This is a genomic window from Sphingomonas sorbitolis, assembly GCF_036663875.1.
Classification (GTDB): domain Bacteria; phylum Pseudomonadota; class Alphaproteobacteria; order Sphingomonadales; family Sphingomonadaceae; genus Sphingomonas.
Genome location: NZ_JAXOJS010000005.1, coordinates 380229 through 402448 on the forward strand (window position 1 = coordinate 380229; position 22220 = coordinate 402448).

Below are 22220 nucleotides of genomic sequence, written 5' to 3' on the forward strand. Positions count from 1 at the left end.
GGAGGGGGAGGTAGGCGACCACGTAGGTTCCGTGTCCTCCCCTTCCGTCACCTTCGGCGACACCTCCCCCTTGCGGGGGAGGATCGCAAGGTTCGAGCACATTCGAGACACGCGGCGACATCGTCCGGCAACCCTGCCGCGCGATGCCTGCTGCACGATGAACGCATCGGCCACGGCGCGTTAATCGAGAGTTTCTAAAAACGACATTGTGGTTGGCCGGCATCTCTACGACATGCCGGTTCGTAACTGACGCTGACCTATCCGGTCGGCGCCATCACCGGGTTTCATTGGGATCGCATCATGCGCAGCATCGTAAAGTCGAGTTTCTTCTGGCAGTTCAGCGGCGGTTTCGTCCTCGGCGCCATCGGCTTGCTCGCACTGCAGCCCGCCGAAGCCCGCCAGACCTTCGCCAGCCATTTCGAGCACAGCGTCTCCGCCACCGCGCGATAACAGCGACGATGGCCTAGCGAAGAACATCGGCAACCCCATGTATCGAACCATGAAAAAGCCGCTTCTCGCCACGCTCGCCGCCGTCGGTATCGCCGGTGCGTTTATCGCCACCGGCACCGCGCAAGGTGCCCGCGCCGTCGTCATCCCCGCCGTCAAGTCCGACCTTCCCGCAGCGCCCGGCATCCAGACCGCGGTACTCGCGGGCGGCTGCTTCTGGACGATGGAGGCGGTGTTCGAGCATGTGAAGGGCGTGAAGGCCGTCACGACCGGCTATGCCGGCGGCACCAAGGCGACCGCGACCTACGACCAGGTCTCCGCCGAGACGACCAAGCATGCGGAAGCGATCAAGATCGCCTACGACCCCCGCGTGGTCAGCTACGGCACGTTGCTCCGCGTGTATTTCTCGATCGCGCATGACCCGACGACGTTGAACCGCCAGGGCCCTGACAGCGGCACCAGTTATCGTTCCGCGATCTTCCCGCAGTCGCCCGCGCAGGCGCAGGTCGCGCGGGCTTACATCGCGCAACTCGGTGCCACGCATGCGTTCTCTGGGCCGATCGTGACGAAGCTTGAGACCGGTGCGTTCTATCCGGCCGAGGCGTATCACCAGAATTTCTACGACCGGAACCCGACGCATCCGTATGTCGTGATGTGGGACAAGCCGAAGGTAGCGGCGTTTCGCGCGGCGTTCCCGACTATTTCTAGCTGAGGCTGCACCTTTACCTCACTTACACCCCGGCGAAGGCCGGGGCCCAATTGGAAAGGTTGCAGTAACGACGGACGAACCTTCGTTATACGCCGCCCGCAATTGGGCCCCGGCCTTCGCCGGGGTGGTGCTATTTACTTGTCTACCTGACCAGCGACAAACCTCAGGCAGCAACCGGAAACCGCAGCATCCGGTCCGCCACCGGCACCATAGCCTCTGCGCCGACGCCCACAGCCCGAACGATCTCCGGATGGTCCACGTCCAGCCCTCCGGTCAGCGATCCAAACGCCGGTAAGATCAGCTTAGTCGTCGTCGCCACGAAACACCGCCGCGCAACCGATTTCCCCCGTACCCTTAGCCGAAGCTTCGGATGAAAATGCCCCGACAGTTCCGGCCGCGTTTCCGCCCGGTCCGCTTCATGCCGCAGCACCAGTCCATCGACGACCACTTCGTCCACGACCTCCCCGCCACACCGATCGAGGATCGCCGGATCGTGATTGCCCGTGATCCACGTCCACCGCGTTCCGTCGGTCATCGCCCGCAGCATGTCCTGCGCGCGCTGCGGCAGCCGCTCGCACCCGTCGCTGTCGTGGAAGCTGTCGCCGAGGCACCAGACCTCGCGCGCGCCCGTTGCGGCGACCAGCGCAGTGAGATCCGCCAGCGTCGCGATCGAATCATACGGCGGCAGCATCTGGCCGCGCTTGGCGAACCAGCTCGCCTTCTCGAAATGCAGGTCGGCGACCAGCAGCGCGCGCCGCTCCGGCCAGAACAGCGCGCCTTGCGCCAACGCCAGAAGCGCATGCCCGCCGAACGAAAAGGGAACCATCCGCCCGCCATGCCGCCCCCGCCGCACCGAATCAAGCCACCATCGTCGCGAACCGGGTGGGGCTTGCGCATGCCCGCAATCGGCGTAAAGCGCGCCGTCCCCTCAGGAGGAGCGCTCTTCGCGCCATGACGTCCGTAGCCGGAACACCCCAAACTGCCGCTGTACCGGAAACGCCTGGCGATCTGTCGGCGGCGCATCTGCATCCGCACCCCGCGCTCGCCGCGCTGACCGTCGGCGCGATCGGCGTGGTGTTCGGCGATATCGGCACCAGCCCGCTCTATGCGTTCCGCGAGGCGCTCGGCCAGACGTCCGCGGGCGGCATCGATCCGGCCGAGATTCTCGGCGTGCTGAGCCTTGCGCTCTGGTCGCTGTTCCTCGTCGTCACCGTCAAATACGTCATCTTCCTTATGCGCGCCGACAACCAGGGCGAGGGCGGCGTACTAGCGCTGGCCGCGCTCGCCCGTCGCGCGCTCGGCATGCGGTCGCGGATCGCGATCGTGCTCGGCGCGGCGGGCGCGTCGCTGTTCTACGGCGATGCGATCATCACCCCGGCGCTGTCGGTGCTGTCCGCCATGGAAGGCCTGCGGACGATCCCCAGCGCCGCGCACATCTTCAACGAAGGCGTCGTCCGCGCGCTGACGATCGCCATCCTGATCGGGCTGTTCCTGATCCAGTCGCGCGGCACGGCGCAGGTATCGAAGCTGTTCGGCCCGGTCTGCATCCTCTGGTTCGTCGCGATCGGTGCGCTCGGCATCTGGCATATCGCCGACGAGCCCTCGATCGTCCGCGTGTTCCTGCCGACCTACGGCATCTCGTTCCTCGCCACGCACGGCGTTACCGGACTGTTCGTGCTCGGCGCGGTGTTCCTTACCGTTACCGGCGCCGAGGCGCTGACTGCCGACATGGGTCATTTCGGCAAGCTGCCGATCCGCATCGGCTGGTTCTTCCTCGTCTTCCCGGCGCTCGCACTCAACTATCTCGGGCAGGGCGCATTCGCCTTGTCGCGGCTCGAGGATGCGGCGGCGCGCGGCGTGCCGTTCGTCAATCAGGACTGGTTCTTCCTGATGGCGCCCGAATCACTGCGTCCGGCGCTAATCATCCTCGCCGGCTTCGCGACCGTCATCGCCAGCCAGGCGGTCATCACCGGCGCGTTCTCGTTGACGCAGCAGGCGATCCAGCTCGGCCTGCTCCCGCGCCTGCGCATCCGCCAGACCTCCGCCGTGTTCGCCGGCCAGATCTACCTCCCCGCGATCAACTGGCTGTTGCTGATCGGCGTGCTGGTGCTGGTGATCCAGTTCAAGACGTCGTCGGCGATGGCGGCCGCGTACGGCATTGCGGTGACCGGCACGATGGTCGTCACGACCTTGCTCGCGTACATCGTCGTCCGTCACCGCTGGAACTGGTCGCGCCCGCTCGCGCTGGCGGCGATCCTGCCGTTCTTGACGCTCGACCTGATCTTCTTCGGCGCGAACATCCTGCGCGTGATCGAGGGTGGCTGGGTACCGCTGGTCATCGCCGCGGCGATCGGGCTGATCATCTTCACCTGGGTGCGCGGCAAGAAGATCGTCAGCGCGTTCGAAAAGCGCCAGAGCATCCCGCTCAGCGATCTCGCCTCGGCGCTGGAGAAGCGTCCGCCCGAGCGCGTGTCGGGGACGGCGGTGTTCCTGACCGGCAACCCGCACGCGACACCGGGCGCGCTGCTGCATAATCTGAAGCACAACAAGGTGCTCCACGAGCGCAACCTGATCGTCAGCATCCGCACCGCCGACCGGCCGTTCGTCGACGAGTTTCAGCGGGCGAAGGTAGAACGCGTCGACGACAATTTCTCGATCGTCGTGCTGACCTACGGGTTCATGGAATCCCCTGACGTGCCCCGCGATCTCGGCGTCGGCAACAAGACCGAACAGCTCGGGCTCGACCCGATGCGCACCTCGTTCTTCATCGGCCGCAACACGCTGAAGCCCGATGCGGAAAAGGGCATGCCGCCCTGGCAGGACCGGATCTTCCTGTTCCTGCAAAGGAACGCCAGCGACCCCACCGACTTCCTGAAGATCCCCCCCGGCAAGGTGCTAGAACTAGGCGAACAGGTCACAGTGTAAGTCGAGCGCGGAGCGGACCGGTTCCAGTCGGAAAACGCGTGCTCCCTCGCCCCTCCGGGGAGAGGGAAGGGGCCCGCGGCACTTGCCGTGGGAAGGGAGAGGGGCGTTGGGACGTACAGTCTCGAGCCCCAAGCCCCTCTCCCTTCCGTCGCCTAAGGCTCCTCCCTCCCTCTCCCCGTAGGGGCGAGGGAAGGCCTCGTTACCCAGCGAACGCCTTCACCAGATCGAACATATAACCCGGACGTCTAAACTCCCTCGCCCCTCGGGGGAGAGGGAAGGGGCCCGCGGCGCTTGCCGTGGGAAGGGAGAGGGGCGTTGGATGCGCCGTCCCGAGCCTCACGCCCCTCTCCCTTCCGTCGCCTAAAGGCTCCTCCCTCCCTCTCCCCGAAGGGAGAGGGAAAGGACGTTCACCCAGCAAACGCCTTCACCAGGTCGAAGAGGTAGTCTCGGCCGTCGTACAGGGAATTCACACGAATTCGTTCGTTGAGGCCGTGGATGCCGCCCATGTCCTTGTCGATGAAGACGCCGGGTGCGCCGTAGACCGGAATCCCGATCGTCTCGAAGAAGATCCCATCGGTCGCCCCGGTCGACATCATCGGCAGGATCGGGATACCGGGGAAGTGCTTCGCCGCGACCTTGGTCACCGGCCCCATGATCTTCGGATCGAGCGTCGGCGGGATCGCGGTCGGGCGGACCGGCTGGTTCGCGGTCACCGTCACCTTCGCCCCCGCCAGTTCCTTCAGCTTGGCGAGCGTGCCCTCCACCGTCTCCCCCGGAAAGATCCGGCAGTTGATGTTCGCCGTCGCGCGCTGCGGCAACGCGTTCTCCGCATGACCCGCGTTCAGCAACGTCGCCACGCACGTCGTCCGCAGCGTCGAATGCATCGCCTTGTCGCGGCTGACGATCGCATCCGCCGCCTTGTCCTCCGGATTGGCGAGCAACCGCGTGATCGCGTTGCCCATCTCGCCCGGCATCGCCTTCGCGCTGGCCGCAAAGAACGCCTTGGTCGTGTCGGTGAACTTTACGGGAAACTCGTGCCCCTGCACTGCCTTCACCGCGTCGGCGAGCTCATAGATCGCGTTCTCGGGAATCGGCTGCGAGCTGTGCCCGCCCGGGTTGGTGGCGAGGAACGTGTAGTTCTGCGCCGCCTTCTCGCCGACCTGGATCGCGAGCAACTGGCGCTTGCCGTTATCGTCGAGCCGCCCACCGCCGCCCTCGTTCAGCGCGAACTCGGCCGCGATCAGGTCGGGCTTCGATTTCGCCAGATACTGCGCGCCGTTCCACGCGAACGTCGTCTCCTCGCCGCAGGTCAGCGCCAGCTTGATCGTCCGCTTCGGCTTGTAGCCGCTCGTCTTGAAGCGGATCATCGCGTCGGACCAGATCGCCGCCTGCGCCTTGTCGTCGACGGTGCCGCGCGCGTAATAATAGCCGCCTTCCTCGATCAGCTTGAACGGATCGCGCACCCAATCCTCGCGCTTGGCCTCGACCACGTCGAGATGCGCGAGCAGCAGCATCGGCTTGATCGACGCGTCCGATCCCTTCAGCACCGCGACCAGCCCGCCATCCTTCGGGTGCTCCGGCACCGAGAAATAGGTGACGTCGGCGTCCGAATAGCCCGCCGTCTTCAGCCGCGCGCCGATCTGGACCGCGGCCTGCGTGCAACTGCCGGAGGATATGGTCGTGTTGGTCTCGACCAGCTCCTTGTAGAGCCCGAGAAACGCCTTCTGGTCGGGCCGCGATTGCGCCTGTGCAGTAACAGGCGTGGTCAAAATCGCCGCCGTGAGTAGCCAGCCAGTCGCGCGCATCGTCGTCCCCTTGTTCGTTCCGGCACAGAGAGTTGCAGCGAACAGGCGCCGACGCAACCTCGACACCGCGGCGCTCACCGTCGGCGTGTTCCGCGCGGCAAAGTGAGCCGCACCTCGCGGTTGGCAAAGTCGATGTCGACGCGGCGGAACAGTTGCAGCACGTCCATCCCGAGCAGCATCGCCGGGCGCTCCGACAAGCCGAACTGGCGGAACGGCGGCGCATCGATGGCGGTGAACGCGACGGGCAGGTCGCCGAGGGTCAGGCTGCCGATCGAGACACGGTCGATCGTGGTGTAGTCCGCGACCACGGTTTCGCCGGTGACGCCGGTCAGCGACACGGGCTGCGACGCCCCCGCGCTGCCTAGTCCCTTGCGCGTCACCTTCCGGCGGAGCGCGGCATTGGCCATGCTGACCGAGGTGCCGGTGTCGAGAATCACGCGAATACGGATGCCGTTGCAATAGGCGTCGGTGACGACGAGCTGCCCGAACAGGCTCCGCGCCCGGATGACGATCTCGTCGGGGGCGGCGCGTTCGCGAGTTTGACGTTTGCGCGAGGGGGTGACGGTCATCGTCTTCGTGTCGAAGTCGATCCCCACCGCATGATCCTGCAACGTGTCGATCCCGAGCAACCCGCGCGCGCCGAGGTTGATCGCGCTGATCGCAGGGGCCTCGATCGCGGCGCTGCCGATCACGCTGACCTTGAGCGAGGGGATGATGACCGTGCCGATGCTGTCCGAACCGGTCATGCCGGTGACACGGACGGTCCGGCCTGGGGCAAGGCCGAGCGTGGCGGCGAGTTCGCGGGCGATGACGGTGCGCTGTGCGCCGGTATCGACGATGAAGGGGAAGGGGCCGGCGCCGGCGATCGTTACGGGCACCGTCATGCGGGTTTCGTCGTCGCCAAACAGGAGCGTGGCGGGGTCGGGCTCTGCTGCGGATGCTGCACTTGGTGGGGGTGCAGCATTTGTGCGCGGGAGCGCTGCGTCCTGGGCGCTGGCCTGGGCGGCGATGGCTAGCAGTAGAGGGGCTAGCCACCTGTGCATGCTGCAAATGCTGCGCCTGATTTTGCGTATACGCAACGGTCGTTGTTAGGGACGGACGACGCTGCAAACGGCACAACCCCGGCGGAGGCCGGGGCCCAGTTGGAAAGGTGGCAATAACGGCACGCCGCCCTTCGTTAGCAACGTTCCCCAACTGGGCCCCGGCCTTCGCCGGGGTGGCAGATTTTGGGGGTTCCGTGGTGGCAGGACGCGGCGGCGTTCGCCCTCAATCCGGCCGCATCGCATCCGCGATCATCGCCTCCGCCTCGATCAGCAACGCATCGTCAGAACTGTTCGTCGCCACCTTCTCCCGCCCGATCAGCGTCAGCACCGGCACCGCGAGCGGCGTCACGCGCTCCAGATCGACATGCACCATCGTCGCCGCGGCGCGATCGAGCAGCGACGCCAAACGCCCGACATCGGTCATCCGCGCGCGCGCGTCCGCCCACGCCGCCTCCAGCAGCAAATGCGTCGGCTCGTACTTGCGCAGCACGTCGTAGATCAGGTCGGTCGAGAACGTCACCTGCTTGCCGGTCTTGCGCTTGCCCGGATGCTGGCGCTCGACCAGCCCGCCGATCACCGCCACCTCGCGAAACGCACGCTTGAGCAGATGCGATTGCTGCACCCATTCGACGAACTCGTGTTCGAGAATATCCGCCGAGAACAACGCCGCAGGATCGGTGATCTTCTCCAACCCGTACACCGCCAGCGCATAGTCATTGGCGACGAACCCAAGCGGTTTCAGCCCCTGCGTCTCCATCCGCCGCGTGATCAGCATGCCGAGCGACTGGTGTGCGTTCCACCCCTCGAAGCTGTAGGCGACCATGTAATGCCGCCCCTCGCGCGGGAACGTCTCAACGAGCAGCTGGCCGGGCTCGGGCATGACCGAGCGATACGCCTGCATCTCCAGCCATTCGCGCACGTCGTCGGGGAACCGCGCCCAGTCGCCGGGATGCGCAAGGAACCCGCGGACGCGGTCGGCGAGGTTGGTCGACAGCGGCATCCGGCTGCCGCCATATGTCGGGATCCGCGCTGGCTTCGATGTCGCGCGCACCACCAGATCCTCAAGGTCGATCTTAATCACCTCGAGGCTGAGGCCGGCGAAGAAGAACGTGTCGCCGTGGCTCAACTGCGCCGCGAACGCCTCCTCGACGCGGCCGAGCACGCGGCCATTGCCGAACCGCACGTTGAGCATCGTCGCTTCGACGATGATGCCTGCGTTCAGCCGGTGCTGGCCGATGAATTTCGGATGGCTGACGCGCCACGTCCCGTCCGCGTCCTTGGTCAGGCGCTTGAACCGGTCATACGCCTTCAGCGAATACCCGCCGTCGCTGATGAAGTGCAGCACGCGCTCGAACGTCTCGGTTGGCAGCGCGGAGTACGGCAGCGCGGAGCGGATCTCCTCAAGCAACGCAGCTTCATGGAACGGCGCCGCGCACGCGCACGCCATCACGTGCTGCGCCAGCACGTCGAGCGCACCGACCCGAAAAATGTCCGCATCGAGTTCGCCTGCCTCGACCGCGTCGAGCGCCGCGCGCGCCTCCAGATATTCGAAGCGGTTGCCCGGCACGACGATTGCCTGCGACGATTCGTCGAGCCGGTGGTTGGCGCGACCGATCCGCTGCAACAGCCGCGACGATCCCTTCGGCGCGCCCATCTGGATCACGCAATCGACATTGCCCCAGTCGACGCCCAGATCGAGGCTAGACGTCGCGACCAGCGCGCGCAGTTTACCCTCGGCCATCGCGTTCTCGACTTTCCGCCGCGCCTCCTTGGCCAGGCTGCCATGGTGGACGCCGATCGGGAGGTTCCCCGAGTTCACCTTCCACAGATCCTGGAAGATCAGCTCGGCGAGGCTGCGCGTGTTGCAGAACACGATCGAGGTCTCGTGCGCCTCGATCTCCGCCATCACCTGCGCGGCGGCATAGCGACCCGAATGTCCCGACCACGGCACGCGGCCTTCAGGCAGCAGGATCGCGATGTTGGGATCTGCGCCGGGCTCGCCGCGGACCATCGCGACCTGGTCGATATCGCCATCGGGCGCGAGCCACGCACGATAGCCGTCCGCATCCGCTACCGTCGCCGACAGCGCGACGCGGCGCATTCCCGGCGAGATCGTCTGCAACCGCGCCATGCACAGCGACAACAGGTCGCCCCGTTTGCCGGTCGCGAAGGCGTGGACTTCGTCGACGACGATCGTGCGGAGGTTCTCGAACATCGTGATGCTGTCGGGATAGCTGAGCAGCAGCGACAGCGATTCGGGCGTGGTGAGCAGGATCTGCGGCGGCTTGATCCGCTGCCGCGCTTTCCGATCCGAGGGGGTATCGCCGGTGCGCGTCTCGACGCGGATATCGACGCCCATCTCGTCGATCGGCGTGAGCAAATTGCGCTGCACGTCGACCGCCAGCGCCTTGAGCGGCGAGACGTAGAGCGTGTGGAGCCCAGAGGTCGGCGCCTCGATCAGTTCGGCAAGCGTCGGCAGGAACCCGGCGAGCGTCTTCCCCGCGCCGGTCGCCGCGACCAGCAGGGCATGATGCCCCGCGCGGCCCTCGGCGAGCATCTCGAGCTGATGCCGCCGCGGCCGCCAACCGCGTGTGGCAAACCAGTTTTCCAAGGGAAGGGGGAGGTCGCTCACGGCCTGTTCACGCATCATCGCCATATGGGGGCGTCGCGCCGCACCGCTATGGACCGCGTGCGGAACGACCGCCACTTTGGCTAAAGCTCTGTTGTGAAAGACGATCGGTGTCGCTTCTTCGTTATCTCCTGCCCCTGCCGTTGCTCGCACTCCTGCCGTTCGCCAATGCCACTGCCGCCAACAAGTCGTTCGTCGGCGGGGGCGGCATTGTCCGCTTATCCTATGCCTCCAGCCTGACGCCGACGCGCAATTTCGCGGGTCGCGCGCTGATGAACAGCGGCTGGCGACAGATGTGGGATGGCGCCCCGGTCGGGCGCGGCGTCGGCATCGTCCGCTTCTGGGAGGTCGCCAAGCCGACCGATGGTCAGGGCCAGGTGACCGAGATGATCCAGGTCGGCTTCAGCCGGAGCGCGGCCGTGGTGGCGACCTGCGGCACGGCGGGGATGGTCTCGGGCCATGCGAAGCGCTTGCCGAACCGGATGCTCGGCGGCCACCGCTGGACGGTCTATACGAACGGCGATGCGGGCATGAGCCAGCAGGTCAACGCGACCAACTTCCGCAGCGTCATCAACGGCGCCTGCTACGCGATCGACCGCGTCACCTATGCGGTGAAGGCGGCGGCGCCCGCGGGTCGGAATGCGCCGACCCAGGCGGTTGCGGCGGCCCGGATGGATGCGATCCTCGCGACGATCAAGGTCGGCGGACGGCGCTGACCGATCCTCCCTTTGGCGGGGGGCGATGACGTAAGGCCGTGCATACGCTGCCGACGGCACCGCACCGCCGCGTCACGCGTTACCTGATCATGGCAAAACTTGGCGACTGGCTCGAACCGCATCCGCACGGCATCCTCGTCAAGCCGATCGACGCGTGGATCGACCCCTCGATCCCGACCGCGAAGGCGCTTGTCACGCACGGTCACGCCGATCACGCGCGTGGCGGTCATGAGGCGGTCTGGGCCACGCCGGAAACGCTGGCGATCATGGACGCGCGCTACGGTCCGCAGGCCGGCAACCCGGTCGCGTATGGCGAGACGATCCGGATGGGAGAGGTCGATATCGGCTTCGTTCCCGCCGGCCACGTCCTTGGCTCCGCGCAGATCGTGCTCGATTATCGCGGCGAGCGGATCGTCGTCTCGGGCGACTATAAGCGCCGCCCGGACCCGACCTGCACGCCGTTCGAACCCGTCAAATGCGACGTCTTCATCACCGAGGCGACGTTCGGCCTCCCCGTGTTCCGCCACCCCGACACGGGCGACGAGATCGACAAGCTGATCGCCGCGCTCCACGCCAACCCCGATCGCTGCGTCGTCGTTGGCGCCTATGCGCTCGGCAAGGCGCAGCGCGTGATCGCCGAACTGCGTGAGCGTGGGCATACCGCCCCGATCTACATCCACGGCGCGCTGCAAAAGCTGTGCGACCTGTACGCCGAGCACGGCGTGCGGCTTGGCGAACTCCTGCCCGTGGCAGACGCGAAGAAGGCGGACATGGCGGGGCATGTCGTGATGTGCCCGCCCGGCGCGCTCAACGATCGCTGGTCGCGGCGGCTGCCCGATCCGATCACCGCGATGGCGAGCGGCTGGATGCGCGTGCGCGGGCGGGCGCGCCAGAAGAACGTCGAACTGCCGCTGATCCTCAGCGATCATGCCGATTGGGACGAACTCACCACGACACTGACCGAGATCGCCCCGCAGGAGGTGTGGGTCACGCACGGGCGCGAGGATGCGCTGGTCCACTGGTGCATGACCCGCCAGATCAAGGCCCGCGCGCTGGCGCTGGTCGGGTTCGAGGACGAGGACGACTGAGGCCTTGCGCTTTGCGGAGGCTGCGGCAGGATAGGGCATTGCCCCTGTCGCAAGGATGATCCGTGGCCCGTTCGACCAAGTTCGCCGCTCTGTTGCTGCTAGCGCTCTCAACCACTGCCATCGCGCAGGACGCGCCGAAGAAGGACAAGTCCGAGAGCAACGCCGATCGGATGAAGGCCGAGGCGGAGGCGGACTACGCCAACGCGCCGGTCGCCGAGCAGGAGGTCAAGTCGAAGGGGCGCGTCACGGTCGGCGGCAAGTCGCTCGGCTATACCGCGACCGTCGGCACGCTGACGCTGCGCGATACCGAGGGCAAGCCGACCGCGAGCTTGTTCTACACCGGCTACACGCTCGACGGCGTGAAACCCGGGACCAAGCGCCCGGTGACGTTCTTCTACAATGGCGGGCCGGGGTCGCCCAGTTTCTGGCTGCACATGGGCTCGTTCGCGCCGGTCCGGTTGCGCACCGCCAACCCCGAATACATCAAGCCCGCGCCGTACGATTTCGGGCCCAATCCCGACACGCTGCTCGACAAGACCGACATGGTGTTCATCGATGCGGTCGGCACCGGCTATTCGCGACCGCTCGGCGACACGAAACCGTCCGCCTTCTACGGCGTCGACGAGGATGCCGACGCGTTCGCCAAGGGTATATTGCGCTACGCCACCAAATATGGCCGCTGGAACAGTCCGAAGTTCCTGTTCGGCGAGAGCTATGGCACCACGCGCTCGGGCGCGCTCGCCTACCAGTTGCAGGACCGCGGGATGGCGCTGAACGGCGTCGTGCTGCTGTCGTCGATCATGAACTATGGCTACCGCCAGCCGGGGCTCGACGAGATCTACCTCAACTACCTGCCGAGCTATGCGGCGAGCGCCTGGTACCACAACCGCCTGCAGAACCGCCCCGCCGACGTCGCGACGACGGTCGCCGAGGCGCGGGCGTTCGCGACCGGGCCGTACGCGGCGGCGCTGTCGAAGGGGCAGACGATCTCGGACGCAGAGCGCGATACGGTCGCCACCCGGATGAGCCAGCTGATCGGGATCTCGCCCGACTTCATCAAGCGCGCCAATCTCCGCATCGATCTCGCCCGCTTCCAGAAGGAGTTGTTGCGCGACCAGCGGCTGACGCTCGGGCGGTTCGATTCGCGCTATACCGGCGTCGACAGCGATGCGGCGGGCGAACGGCCAGAGACCGACGCGTCGGACACCGCGATCGCCGGCGCGTTCATCGCCACGTTCAACGATTACGTGACGCACACGCTCGGCTACAAGACCGAGATGCCGTACCGCCTCAGCGCGCGCGATGCGCCCGGCTGGACGTGGAACTGGAAGCACGATGCGCCGGGTCGCGGTGGCCAGTCGCAGAACAACCCGAATACCGCGGTCGATCTGGCCGCGGCGATGCGCGAGAATCCGTATCTGAACGTGCTGTCGATGAACGGCTATTACGACATGGCGACGCCGTTCTTCGGGACGGAGAACGATCTGGGGCATATGATGCTCGACCCGTCACGGCAGCGGAATTTGGCGTTTCGCTATTATCCCGCGGGGCACATGACGTATCTCAATCCCGAGGCGCTGCACCAGATGAAGGCGGACTTGGCGCGCTGGTACGATCAGGCGGTCGGCGAGGCGCGGAGCGCTACGCCGCCGGGTGGGGCGAGCGTTTCGGGGGCGGGGGACTCGGGGCAGGTTCCGAACTGAGCCGGTGCGATCCTCCCCCTGGCGGGGGAGGATTCGTAGGGACGGCAGTGTACAGTCTTTCACCGCGGGGACGGGAGCCTACCGAACCCCCTCCAGCGCCTTCGCCCGGCGGCGTTGTACGGAGCTGCCAATCCCCAGCGCCTCGCGGTATTTCGCGACGGTCCGCCGCGCGATGTCGAAGCCTTTGGCGTTGAGCAGGTCGACCAGCGTGTCGTCCGACAGGATCTTCGCACCCTCGGTGTCGATCAGCGCCTTGATCGCCGACTTCACCGCCTGCGCCGACACCGCCTCGCCGCCGTCCGCCGACTGGATCGCGCTCGTGAAGAAGTATTTCAGCTCGTACAGCCCGCGCGCGCACGAGACGTATTTGTTGCTCGTCACGCGGCTGACGGTCGATTCGTGCATCTCGATCGCGTCCGCCACCTGGCGCAGCGTCAGCGGGCGGAGATGTGCGACGCCCTTCAGGAAGAACGCCTCCTGCTGCTTCACGATCTCGGTCGCGACCTTGATGATCGTCCGCTGGCGCTGGTCGAGCGCCTTCACCAGCCAGTTCGCGCTCGCGAGGCAGTCCGACAGCCACGCCTTCGACGCCTTGTCCTGCTGCCCGCCCGACAACTCGGTGTAATAACTCCGGTTGACCAGCACGCGCGGCAAAGTCGACGCGTTGATCTCGATAGCCCAGCCTGCTTTCGTCCGCGCCACGAACAGGTCGGGGGTCACCGACTGCGACGGCTCGCCGCCATAGCGACAGCCGGGCTTCGGATCATAGCCGCGCAGCTCGCGGATCATGTCGGCCATGTCCTCGTCGTCGACGTCGCACATCCGCTTGAGCCGAGTCAGTTCGCCACGCGCGAGCAGGTCGAGATTGTCGATCAACCGCGCCATGCAGGGGTCGTAACGATCCGCCTCGCGCGCCTGCAATGCAAGGCACTCGGCAAGATCGCGCGCGCCGACGCCGGTCGGGTCGAACGTCTGGATCGTCGCCAGCACGCCCTCGACACGGACCAGCGGCACGCCAAGCCGGTTGGCGATGTCGAGCAGCGACACGGTCAGGTAGCCCGCCTCGTCGATCTGGTCGATCAGGTGCGCAGCGATGAACGCGTCCTCGTGCGGAATTGCGGGCCCGGCTTGCGCGAGCAGGTGATCCGCGAGGCTCAGGCTGGTATCCGCGAACGCGTCGAGATCAGGGCCGTCCTCGCCGCCGGCACCGCCCGCGCTCACGCCGGTCATCGAGAGCGCGCCGTCCATCCCGCTGCCGCCGTCGGCGACGCTGTCCTGCTGGTGGCTTTCGGTGGCGTAGTCGACGTCGAGCGTCGGTTCGTCGCCACTACCCGTGCCCGCGACGAGTTCGTCGGCGGCGACGCGTTCGTCGCGGGCTTCGGGGGCGGGTTCGCGGTCGGGGGCGTCACTGTCTTCGGCGGCGCTGGCCTCAAGCAACGGGTTGCGCTCGACTTCCTCGGCGATGAAACCCTCGATCTCGAGGTTCGACAGCGCCAGCAGCTTGATCGCCTGCTGGAGCTGCGGGGTCATCACCAGCGATTGCGACTGGCGGATGTCCAGGCGGGGGGCGAGGCTCATGCCGCGGAGTCCCGCAGAGAGCCGAACAACTCAATTCCGTCACCCCAGCGAAAGCTGGGGTCTTCCACGATCAGAGCGCGCGCCCTCACCGGGAGATCCCAGCTTTCGCTGGGATGACGGGTGGGGGTGGGGGCTGGGAGGGAGGGCGGCATAAGCTTAAAGCGAGAAGCCTTCGCCGAGATACAGGCGGCGGACATTGGCGTCGGCGACCAGTTCTTCCGGCGAGCCCGAGAACAGCACCCGGCCGTCATAGATGATGTACGCGCGGTCGACGATTTCGAGCGTCTCGCGGACATTGTGGTCGGTGATCAGCACGCCGATATCGCGCCGCTTCAGGTCCTTCACCAGGTCGCGAATGTCGGCGATCGAGATCGGATCGATGCCCGCGAACGGCTCGTCGAGCAGCATGATCGACGGATCCGCCGCCAGTGCGCGCGCGATTTCCGCACGTCGCCGCTCGCCGCCCGACAGCGCCATCGCCGGTGCCGCACGCAGCCGGGTCAGGCCGAACTCCTCCAGCAGCGTATCGAGTTTCCGCTGGCGCGCCGCCTTGTCGGGCTCGGACAGCTCCAGCACGGTCAGGATGTTCTTTTCGATCGTCAGCCCGCGGAAGATCGACGTTTCCTGCGGGAGATAGCCCAGGCCGAGGATCGCGCGCCGGTACATCGGCAGCTTCGTGATGTCCTCGCCGTCGAGCATGATCCTCCCTGAATCAGGCTTCACCAGACCCATCACCGAATAGAAGCACGTTGTCTTACCCGCGCCGTTGGGCCCGAGCAGGCCGACCACTTCGCCGCGCCCGACCGACACCGACACGTCGGTCAGCACGACGCGCTTGTCGTAGGACTTGGCGATCGAGACGACCTGAAGTCCGTTGCTGACGAGCGGCTCCGAGATCGGTTCTACGGCTTCGATCGGGGGCAGCGTGGTGGCGTCCATGGGATCAGGCCCTCGCAAAACTTTGCCGGACGTCCGGCATCGGGTGTATGCCGAATGATCGGCAGGGATTTGGCAGGAAACATGCATGAGCGCGCCGCCGGAGGGAAGCCCCCGCGGACCCGCTCAAGCGATCAGTTGCGCTTGGGGACCGAGAAGGTGCCGGTCACGCGTCCGCCCGACTGCGTCACCGTGCCGCCACCGGTGGTCGCGCCCGTGCTGCCGCCGACCGACGAGCCGTCGATCACCGCGCGACCGGTGTCGAGATTCATCGTCAGGCGCCCGCCATTGACGACGTTGCCGCCCTGGTTGAGCGTCACCGCGCCGAGCATCGTGATCACGCGCTTGTTGAGGTCGTAGATCGCGTACTGGCTCTTGGCGGTCTGGTCGGGCCGCCTGACCGTGACGCCGCCCGACGCGTCGAGCCGCGAGACCTGCGGGTTCCCGCCGATCACCTGGCCGGTATACGCGACCGTCATCCGCGCCGAGTTCAGCGTCATCTCGGCCTGCTTGACCGCGACGTTACCGGTCAACAGCGCACGGTTCGCCTTGTCCTGCAGCTCGATGTGATCCGCGCCGAAATCGATCGGAGCGTTGGAATTGTGCGCCTGCTGCGCGACCGCGGTCGTGGACAGCAGCAGGGCGGACAGGCCGGCAAGGATGTGGGTGGCGCGCATGGCGGCTATTTCGGCCCTCTGGGGATGATCCGCAAGCGCGCATTGCCATCGAGCGTCACGGTGCGCTCCTCGAGGTTCGCGCGCAGCTTGTTCGCGCTGAACGTGCCCTGCTGAACGGTGCCGGTCGCAGCCCCCCCGCTTTCGAGCGTGCGCGCCTTCATGTCGATCGTCGCGTTGGTGGTCTTCAGGTCGTAGCCGCCCGCCGCGGTGGCGTTGAGCGGGCCGAACAGCTGCACCTTCTCGGTGTCCATGTCGTAGCGACCGGTGTTCGCCTTGATGTTGGCGGGGCCGTCGGTCAGCTGGATCTGCGCGGCGAGCTGATTGAGCTGGACGATCGGTTCGGCCGAGCTCTTCTGAATCGCGGACTTCGCATCGAGCGTGAACGACTGGCCCTTCGAATCCTCGCCGCGATAGCGCGCGGACTGGATCTTCATCCGCTCCTGCGCGACGTCGACCTTGTTCTTGTCGAGCAGGAACGACACGTCGCCGCCCGCGGTCAGCGGCGCCATCACCAGGAACGCCGCCAGCACGCCGATCGCGGTCGGCAGCGCGACGCGCGCGATCGCCACGAATCGATCGTGGCTGCCACCGGGCGCAGCCCAGTCCTGCCGCGCGGTGCGTGCGCGGCGGGCGACGGGTGAGGGCGGCGGAACGTCCATCAAGCGTGCGCGAAAATGTCGATTTCGGGCCAGCCGGCGAGATCGAGTGCGGCGCGGGTCGGCAGGAAGTCGAAGCACGCCTGCGCGAGCTCCATCCGGCCTTCGCGAATCAGTCGCTTGTCGAGCTCGGTCCGCAAGCGGTGAAGGAAGCGCACGTCGGACGCCGCGTAGTCCTTCTGCGCGTCGGACAGTTCGGGGCTGCCCCAGTCGGACGATTGCTGCTGCTTCGAGATATCCTGGCCGAGCAGTTCGCGGACCAGTTCCTTCAGGCCGTGGCGATCGGTATAGGTGCGCACCAGCCGCGAGGCGATCTTGGTGCAATACACCGGCGCCGCGACGACACCGAGATAATGCTGGACGGCGGCGATATCGAACCTTCCGAAATGGTAGAGCTTCACGCGCGCCGGGTCGGCCAGCAGCGCCTTCAGATTGGGCGCGTCATAACCGGCACCCGCGGCGAAGCGGACAAGATGCTCGTCGGGGCCACCGTCCGAAAGCTGGACGAGGCAGAGCCGATCGCGCGGAGTGATCAGACCCATCGTCTCGGTATCGACGGCGATCGCGGCGCCGGCCGCGAACAGATCGGCGGGGATGTCGCCTTCGTGGAGATAAACTGTCATGACGGTGGCCGTAGCGGTCCGCGGCTGAACGCTCAATGGCCCAGTCATAGGCAGTGGTGTCGAATCGGGCGATAAGATGGCCCGCCTAGCGCACCTGCGACGAGCCGTGGCTTACAAGCGACACTTGCGCCAGTATCGATCCAAATCGCGCGGCGTAGGACAAGAATCTATTCGCGACGGCTTGTAATTTGCGCTAAGGGTCTCCTCAAGGCGCAAAAGGTTTCGCGCTGGAAAACCCGCGTTCGTCGTCCGGCACAAGGGTTTTGAGAAATTTGCGGGCGAACCGGGAAGACGAACAGAGCTTATGGGTTTCGATAAAGGTGGCCGCGGGAACCGTGGCGGGCGTGGCCGCGACAAGCGCGACAGCTTCGGCGGCGGCGACAACGAGTTCGGCGGCGGCAGCAGCTTTGGCGGTGGCGGCGATCGGTTCGGCGGCGGCGGTAGCAGCTATGGCGGCGGCGGTGGCTCGAGCTACGGTGGCGGCGGTGGCAGCAGCTACGGCGGCGGCAGCAGCTTCGGTGGCGGCAGCGGCGGCGGCGGCGGTGGTTACCGCGGCGGCGGCGGTGGCGGCGGCTTCTCGGGCGGTGGCGGCGGCGGCGGTGGTCGCGGCATGCCTCCCCAGGTGGTCGGCGAAGGCACCGGCGTCGTAAAGTTCTTCAACGCACAGAAGGGCTTCGGCTTCGTCGTTCGCGATGACGGCGGCGAGGACGTGTTCGTCCACATCAGCGCAGTCGAGCAGGCCGGCATGGTCGCGCTCGCCGAGGGTCAGCCGCTCGGCTTCACGCTCGTCGACCGCGGTGGCCGTATCTCGGCAACCGACCTGAAGATCGACGGCGAGCCGATGGCCGTCACCGATCGCGGCCCGCCGCGTGACCGTGATGCCGGCCCGGGCGCGCCCCGTGGTGGCGATCGCGACCGTGACGGTGGTGCAGGTGGCGCACAGCGTCAGCTCACCGGCGAGAAGGCGACCGGTACGGTCAAGTTCTTCAACGCGATGAAGGGCTTCGGCTTCATCCAGCGCGACGACGGACAGCCTGACGCATTCGTCCACATCTCGGCCGTCGAGCGCGCCGGCATGGCGACGCTGAACGAGGGCGACAAGCTTGAGTTCGAGCTCGAGGTCGATCGTCGCGGCAAGTACGCAGCGGTAAACCTGAGCGCAGGCGGCTGATAGCTGGCTGATCGTACCGTGTTCGGTAGGATAATGATTGCGGCCGGTCTCGCTTTGGCGGGGCCGGCCGTTCTCGTTTCATCGTCTTTTTCGTCAGCAGCGCCTGCGCAGACACGCGTGCCGGTCCTGTCGGCGACGATCGTGGCGCGCTACCCGCACGACCGCACCGCGTTCACCGAAGGCCTGCTCTGGCACGATGGCGCGCTCTACGAGAGCACCGGGCAGGAGCGCCAATCCGACGTCCGCCGCGTGTCGCTCAAGGACGGCAAGGTCCTGGCGAAGGCGCGTATCGACCCCGCGCAGTTCGGCGAAGGCCTCGCGCTGTGGAAGGACGAGTTGATCAGCCTCACCTGGCACGACGGCATCGCGCACCGCTGGGACATCCGCACGCTAAAGCCCAAAAGCCAGAACAGCTACACCGGCGAGGGTTGGGGCCTGACGAGCGATGGCGTGTCGCTGCTCCAGTCCGACGGCAGCCCCGACATCATCTTCCGCGATCCGGTGACGCTCGCTGAGCGCAAGCGCGTCGCGGTGACGATCGACGGTCGCCCGTTGCGCGACATCAACGAGCTCGAATACGTCGACGGCGCGCTGCTCGCCAACGTCTGGCATACCGGCTTCCTGGTCCGTATCGACCCCAAGATCGGCAAGGTCACGGCAGTGGTCGACCTGCGCCCGTTAGTCGCCGAAGTGGCTGCTACCGACCCCGAGGCGGTGCTCAATGGCATTGCGTGGGATGCAAAGGCAAACCGGCTATTCGTGACGGGCAAATACTGGCCGACTCTGTTCGAGATCAAGATCGCCGCTACGCCGTAAGCGGCGCTCGTCCCGGCGCTATCGCCCAAGGGCATGGCTGGCCGATCAAGCGATCAGTTGCCGGCACCTGCGCCTGGCGTTCGAAGATATCAGACTCCGTCCGCCGCGGATGCCTCCGGCGCGACGATCTCGGGAACCGGCGTCGGGATCACTACCGGGGCGGGTTGTGGCTGACCCGCCTGGCCGATCAGCGCGGTGTTCTCGATCACGTCGAGCGCCTGGCGTGCGGTGACGTAGCGGCGGGCGGCGTCCATCCAGTTGCCGGCCTGCGCCGCTCCGGGCAAGCGCGCCACTTCCGCCCTTGCCGCCTCGACCTGCCCCGCTTCGAGCAACCGGCGGACGCGCGCGAGGCGGTCGGCGGGCATCGGCGAGGGCGTGCCGGCCTTGCGCAGTACCACCAGCGAATCGATCTGGTGCTGGATCGTGTCGAGCCAGCCCTCGCCGGTCGAGGTCGTGATGTCGGGCGCGATCGTGTCGAGGCCCTGGCGGAGGTCCTCCAGCGTCACCGGCTGACGCGCGGCCTGGATCAGCAGCATCGTCGCGCGCGGCTGCGCCTGGCCGAAGCGCAGGCGAAGCTGTTCCTCGAGATAGCCGAGCCCGACCCCGCGATCGAGCGCGCGTCGTGCGGCGAACGCGACCATCAGCCCTTCGGCGCGCGTCGCCTGCCCGCCGGCGGCACTGGCATCGGTGGTGATCGCCGCGGTGCGCGCCTCGAGCGCGGTCAATTGCGCCGCCAGCGTCGCCTCGCGCGTCGCCAGCACTGCGGTATCGACCGGCGCGGCGGCCTGCGGCTGGCCATCGGGGCCGAGTGGCTGCGACGGGATATACCCGGTCGCGGACGACGAAGCCTTTTGCTGCGCGGTCGTCGAAGCGGCGGTCGAATGGGTGAAGCCGAACCAGGGCACCGTCTTGGCCGCATACGCCATCAGGCCAAGGCCCGCGACGAACGCAAGGCCGACCAGCACGAGGATGACGCCCATTTTGGGTCCGCGTGCCCGTGGGCGATCGGTAGGCACGTAGTCGCTCATGGCGTGCTTATCCCCGCCGCGCGCCGGATGGTCAATCGTGCGTGTGTTCGCAGACGCAGCAGCGGTTGCGACAACCGCGGAATCGCTCGGTTCGAGCGCGATCGACACGGCGCCCCAGCCTGTCCCGGCGGCGTCGCCGACCGCTCGGCTGATCGCGACCAAAGCGATGCGAGACCGGTCCGCGCCGGAGCCATCGACGAGTTCGGCCAGCCGCGTTGCGGCGCGGGCGGAATGCATCAGGACCACCGTATCCTCGAACGATCGAGCGACGTCCGCCAGCACCGGTACGGCGTCGCTCGCATAGACGGTGACCGTCTCGACGCCGTCCTCGGTCGGCGCCCGCTCGCGCCCGGCAAGATGCAGCAACCGCGCGAAACCCCGGTCCCGCGCCTCGGCCACTACTGCGCGCGCATTCTCGCCGCCCGTCACCGCGACCGCGAACCCGGCCTTGCTCGCTGCGGCTGCCGTCGCTGCACCGACCGCCACGACCGGCAACCGCTTGAACAGGTCCAGCCCGGTACCGCCATGCCGTACCGCGTTCGCGCTCGTCAGCAACAGCCCGTCGAACCCGGTCGGGTTGGGCGGCGTCCAATAGACCGGCACGACCGCGAACAGCGGGACCTGCCGCACCTCCAGCCCGAGCGTACGCAGCGCCGTCGCGGTGCGCGTGTTGCCGGGCTCCGGCCGCAGCACCACGACCATGCGGGTCATCGGGGCATCATGCGGCGAACAGTCGCCGGACACTGGCGGGGGCGCGGGTCAGCAGGTCCTCCGCCAGTGTCGTGCCCAGATCGTCGTCGACCGTGCCCTCGATCGATCCCGCGACGTCGCACGCGCCGTCCTCGGCGATCAGTTCGGCGCGCAACGTCAGCGTCTCGCCCGCGAGCGACGCCAGCGCTGCGACCGGCGAATGGCAATCCGCCCCCAGCCGCGCGAGCAGCGCGCGCTCGGTCAGCACGCACAGGCTCGTATCGCGGTGGTCGATCGCCGCGACGATCTCGCCCGCCGCGCTCCCGGCGAGCACTTCGACCCCGACCGCGCCTTGGGCAGGGGCCGGCAACATCACGTCGGTCGGGATCGCATGGCCGTCGTCGCGTCCGAGACGGTCGAGCCCGGCGGCGGCGAGCAACGTCGCATCCATCTCGCCACTCGCGACCCGGCCGAGCCGCGTGTCGACATTCCCGCGGATCAGCACGATCTCTAGGTCGGGTCGCAGCCGCAGCATCTGCGCGCGCCGCCGCGGCGAACTCGTGCCAACCACTGCATGTGGGCGCAGGTCGGCGAGCGTCTCCGCGCCGATCAGCCGGTCTCTGACGTCGGCCCTCGGGAGCATCGCCGCAATCTTCAGCGTCGCGGGTCGGATCGTCTCGACGTCCTTCATCGAATGCACCGCGCAATCGATATCGCCGTCGTGTAGCGCGCGATCGAGTTCCTTGGTCCACAGCGCCTTGCCGCCGATCTCGGCGAGCGCGCGATCCTGCACGCGGTCCCCGGTCGTGCGGATCACCACGATCTCGACCATTTCGGGCGACCAGCCATGCGCCGCGCACAGTGCATCGCGCACCATGCCCGCCTGGGTGAGCGCCAGCGGCGAACCGCGCGTACCGAGCCGAAAACGAGTCATCCGGTGGGCCATGCAGAAAGGAGCCCCCTTCGACAAGCTTCTCGCA

The 22220-nt window shown here is 67.0% G+C and carries 19 protein-coding genes; 8 read left to right on the forward strand and 11 right to left on the reverse strand.

Features of this window, described 5'->3' with window-relative positions; all coding sequences use genetic code 11:
• The first annotated feature begins 300 nt into the window (after positions 1-300).
• Positions 301-450: a hypothetical protein gene (locus U1763_RS16700; protein WP_165895481.1), complete on the forward strand. Its 150-nt coding sequence runs from the start codon at positions 301-303 to the stop codon at positions 448-450.
• Between the two features lie 49 nt (positions 451-499).
• Entirely contained in the window at positions 500-1159 is a 660-nt protein-coding gene (gene msrA / locus U1763_RS16705) for a peptide-methionine (S)-S-oxide reductase MsrA (RefSeq protein ID WP_332756074.1), read from the forward strand.
• Positions 1160-1319: 160 nt separating this feature from the next.
• Here the strand turns inward: msrA and pdeM are convergent, their stop codons facing one another.
• On the reverse strand, positions 1320-1982 hold the full coding sequence (pdeM, locus tag U1763_RS16710; protein WP_332756075.1) for a ligase-associated DNA damage response endonuclease PdeM: 663 nt from the start codon (positions 1980-1982) through the stop codon (positions 1320-1322).
• A gap of 125 nt (positions 1983-2107) precedes the next feature.
• On the opposite strand from pdeM, the gene U1763_RS16715 reads away from it, so the two are divergent.
• Positions 2108-4081, forward strand: a complete 1974-nt coding sequence (locus U1763_RS16715) for a potassium transporter Kup (RefSeq protein ID WP_332756076.1) — start codon at positions 2108-2110, stop codon at positions 4079-4081.
• Between the two features lie 407 nt (positions 4082-4488).
• Here the strand turns inward: U1763_RS16715 and U1763_RS16720 are convergent, their stop codons facing one another.
• From U1763_RS16720 to U1763_RS16730, 3 genes are all read right to left on the reverse strand, one after another.
• Positions 4489-5886 (reverse strand): M20/M25/M40 family metallo-hydrolase, encoded by a 1398-nt coding sequence (locus U1763_RS16720; RefSeq protein WP_332756077.1) that lies wholly within the window; start codon positions 5884-5886, stop codon positions 4489-4491.
• Between the two features lie 74 nt (positions 5887-5960).
• Positions 5961-6770, reverse strand: coding sequence for an aspartyl protease family protein (locus U1763_RS16725; RefSeq protein ID WP_277984551.1), 810 nt, complete (start codon positions 6768-6770; stop codon positions 5961-5963).
• A gap of 382 nt (positions 6771-7152) precedes the next feature.
• Positions 7153-9576 carry a ligase-associated DNA damage response DEXH box helicase gene (locus tag U1763_RS16730; RefSeq protein ID WP_332756078.1) on the reverse strand — a complete coding sequence of 808 codons (2424 nt, stop codon included), beginning with the start codon at positions 9574-9576 and terminating at the stop codon, positions 7153-7155.
• A gap of 92 nt (positions 9577-9668) precedes the next feature.
• Here U1763_RS16730 and U1763_RS16735 point away from each other — a divergent pair, with 92 nt between their 5' ends.
• From U1763_RS16735 to U1763_RS16745, 3 genes are all read left to right on the forward strand, one after another.
• On the forward strand, positions 9669-10274 hold the full coding sequence (locus U1763_RS16735; protein WP_332756079.1) for a hypothetical protein: 606 nt from the start codon (positions 9669-9671) through the stop codon (positions 10272-10274).
• Positions 10275-10363: 89 nt separating this feature from the next.
• Positions 10364-11362: a ligase-associated DNA damage response exonuclease gene (locus U1763_RS16740; protein WP_132735330.1), complete on the forward strand. Its 999-nt coding sequence runs from the start codon at positions 10364-10366 to the stop codon at positions 11360-11362.
• 62 nt (positions 11363-11424) lie between these two features.
• Positions 11425-13065 carry a S10 family peptidase gene (locus tag U1763_RS16745; RefSeq protein WP_332756080.1) on the forward strand — a complete coding sequence of 547 codons (1641 nt, stop codon included), beginning with the start codon at positions 11425-11427 and terminating at the stop codon, positions 13063-13065.
• A gap of 78 nt (positions 13066-13143) precedes the next feature.
• Here U1763_RS16745 and rpoN read toward each other — a convergent pair whose 3' ends face one another.
• The 5 genes from rpoN to U1763_RS16770 form a co-directional block, all read right to left on the reverse strand.
• Entirely contained in the window at positions 13144-14643 is a 1500-nt protein-coding gene (gene rpoN / locus U1763_RS16750) for an RNA polymerase factor sigma-54 (protein ID WP_332756081.1), read from the reverse strand.
• Positions 14644-14799: 156 nt separating this feature from the next.
• A complete protein-coding gene (gene lptB / locus U1763_RS16755) occupies positions 14800-15582 on the reverse strand; it encodes an LPS export ABC transporter ATP-binding protein (RefSeq protein ID WP_332756082.1) in 783 nt (260 codons plus the stop codon).
• Positions 15583-15713: 131 nt separating this feature from the next.
• Positions 15714-16256 (reverse strand): LptA/OstA family protein, encoded by a 543-nt coding sequence (locus U1763_RS16760; RefSeq protein ID WP_132734728.1) that lies wholly within the window; start codon positions 16254-16256, stop codon positions 15714-15716.
• Positions 16257-16261: 5 nt separating this feature from the next.
• The gene (lptC, locus tag U1763_RS16765) at positions 16262-16915 is read right to left on the reverse strand and encodes an LPS export ABC transporter periplasmic protein LptC (protein ID WP_132895752.1); all 654 of its coding nucleotides are present in this window, start codon (positions 16913-16915) and stop codon (positions 16262-16264) included.
• Positions 16915-17535 carry a ribonuclease D gene (locus tag U1763_RS16770; protein ID WP_055881883.1) on the reverse strand — a complete coding sequence of 207 codons (621 nt, stop codon included), beginning with the start codon at positions 17533-17535 and terminating at the stop codon, positions 16915-16917. Before U1763_RS16770 ends, lptC begins: the two co-directional genes overlap by 1 nt.
• Before the next feature lie 304 nt (positions 17536-17839).
• Between U1763_RS16770 and U1763_RS16775 the strand changes: the two genes are divergently transcribed.
• Complete coding sequence (locus tag U1763_RS16775) at positions 17840-18706, forward strand: cold-shock protein (RefSeq protein WP_132734722.1); 867 nt, start codon at positions 17840-17842, stop codon at positions 18704-18706.
• A 33-nt stretch (positions 18707-18739) separates the two neighbouring features.
• Entirely contained in the window at positions 18740-19522 is a 783-nt protein-coding gene (locus U1763_RS16780; protein ID WP_332756083.1) for a glutaminyl-peptide cyclotransferase, read from the forward strand.
• A gap of 89 nt (positions 19523-19611) precedes the next feature.
• Here the strand turns inward: U1763_RS16780 and U1763_RS16785 are convergent, their stop codons facing one another.
• On the reverse strand, positions 19612-21261 hold the full coding sequence (locus tag U1763_RS16785) for a uroporphyrinogen-III synthase (RefSeq protein ID WP_332756084.1): 1650 nt from the start codon (positions 21259-21261) through the stop codon (positions 19612-19614).
• A gap of 7 nt (positions 21262-21268) precedes the next feature.
• Positions 21269-22174, reverse strand: coding sequence for a hydroxymethylbilane synthase (gene hemC, locus U1763_RS16790; RefSeq protein ID WP_332756085.1), 906 nt, complete (start codon positions 22172-22174; stop codon positions 21269-21271).
• Positions 22175-22220: the final 46 nt, after the last annotated feature.

Excerpts from the sequence above, each read along its gene's own strand:
- U1763_RS16700 (WP_165895481.1), top strand. The coding sequence starts at position 301 with ATGCGCAGCATCGTAAAGTCGAGTTTCTTCTGGCAGTTCAGCGGCGGT.
- msrA (WP_332756074.1), top strand. The coding sequence starts at position 500 with ATGAAAAAGCCGCTTCTCGCCACGCTCGCCGCCGTCGGTATCGCCGGT.
- pdeM (WP_332756075.1), bottom strand. The coding sequence starts at position 1,982 with ATGGTTCCCTTTTCGTTCGGCGGGCATGCGCTTCTGGCGTTGGCGCAA.
- U1763_RS16715 (WP_332756076.1), top strand. The coding sequence starts at position 2,108 with ATGACGTCCGTAGCCGGAACACCCCAAACTGCCGCTGTACCGGAAACG.
- U1763_RS16720 (WP_332756077.1), bottom strand. The coding sequence starts at position 5,886 with ATGCGCGCGACTGGCTGGCTACTCACGGCGGCGATTTTGACCACGCCT.
- U1763_RS16725 (WP_277984551.1), bottom strand. The coding sequence starts at position 6,770 with ATGACGGTGCCCGTAACGATCGCCGGCGCCGGCCCCTTCCCCTTCATC.
- U1763_RS16730 (WP_332756078.1), bottom strand. The coding sequence starts at position 9,576 with ATGCGTGAACAGGCCGTGAGCGACCTCCCCCTTCCCTTGGAAAACTGG.
- U1763_RS16740 (WP_132735330.1), top strand. The coding sequence starts at position 10,364 with ATGGCAAAACTTGGCGACTGGCTCGAACCGCATCCGCACGGCATCCTC.
- rpoN (WP_332756081.1), bottom strand. The coding sequence starts at position 14,643 with ATGAGCCTCGCCCCCCGCCTGGACATCCGCCAGTCGCAATCGCTGGTG.
- lptB (WP_332756082.1), bottom strand. The coding sequence starts at position 15,582 with ATGGACGCCACCACGCTGCCCCCGATCGAAGCCGTAGAACCGATCTCG.
- U1763_RS16760 (WP_132734728.1), bottom strand. The coding sequence starts at position 16,256 with ATGCGCGCCACCCACATCCTTGCCGGCCTGTCCGCCCTGCTGCTGTCC.
- lptC (WP_132895752.1), bottom strand. The coding sequence starts at position 16,915 with ATGGACGTTCCGCCGCCCTCACCCGTCGCCCGCCGCGCACGCACCGCG.
- U1763_RS16770 (WP_055881883.1), bottom strand. The coding sequence starts at position 17,535 with ATGACAGTTTATCTCCACGAAGGCGACATCCCCGCCGATCTGTTCGCG.
- U1763_RS16775 (WP_132734722.1), top strand. The coding sequence starts at position 17,840 with ATGGGTTTCGATAAAGGTGGCCGCGGGAACCGTGGCGGGCGTGGCCGC.
- U1763_RS16780 (WP_332756083.1), top strand. The coding sequence starts at position 18,740 with ATGATTGCGGCCGGTCTCGCTTTGGCGGGGCCGGCCGTTCTCGTTTCA.
- U1763_RS16785 (WP_332756084.1), bottom strand. The coding sequence starts at position 21,261 with ATGACCCGCATGGTCGTGGTGCTGCGGCCGGAGCCCGGCAACACGCGC.
- hemC (WP_332756085.1), bottom strand. The coding sequence starts at position 22,174 with ATGACTCGTTTTCGGCTCGGTACGCGCGGTTCGCCGCTGGCGCTCACC.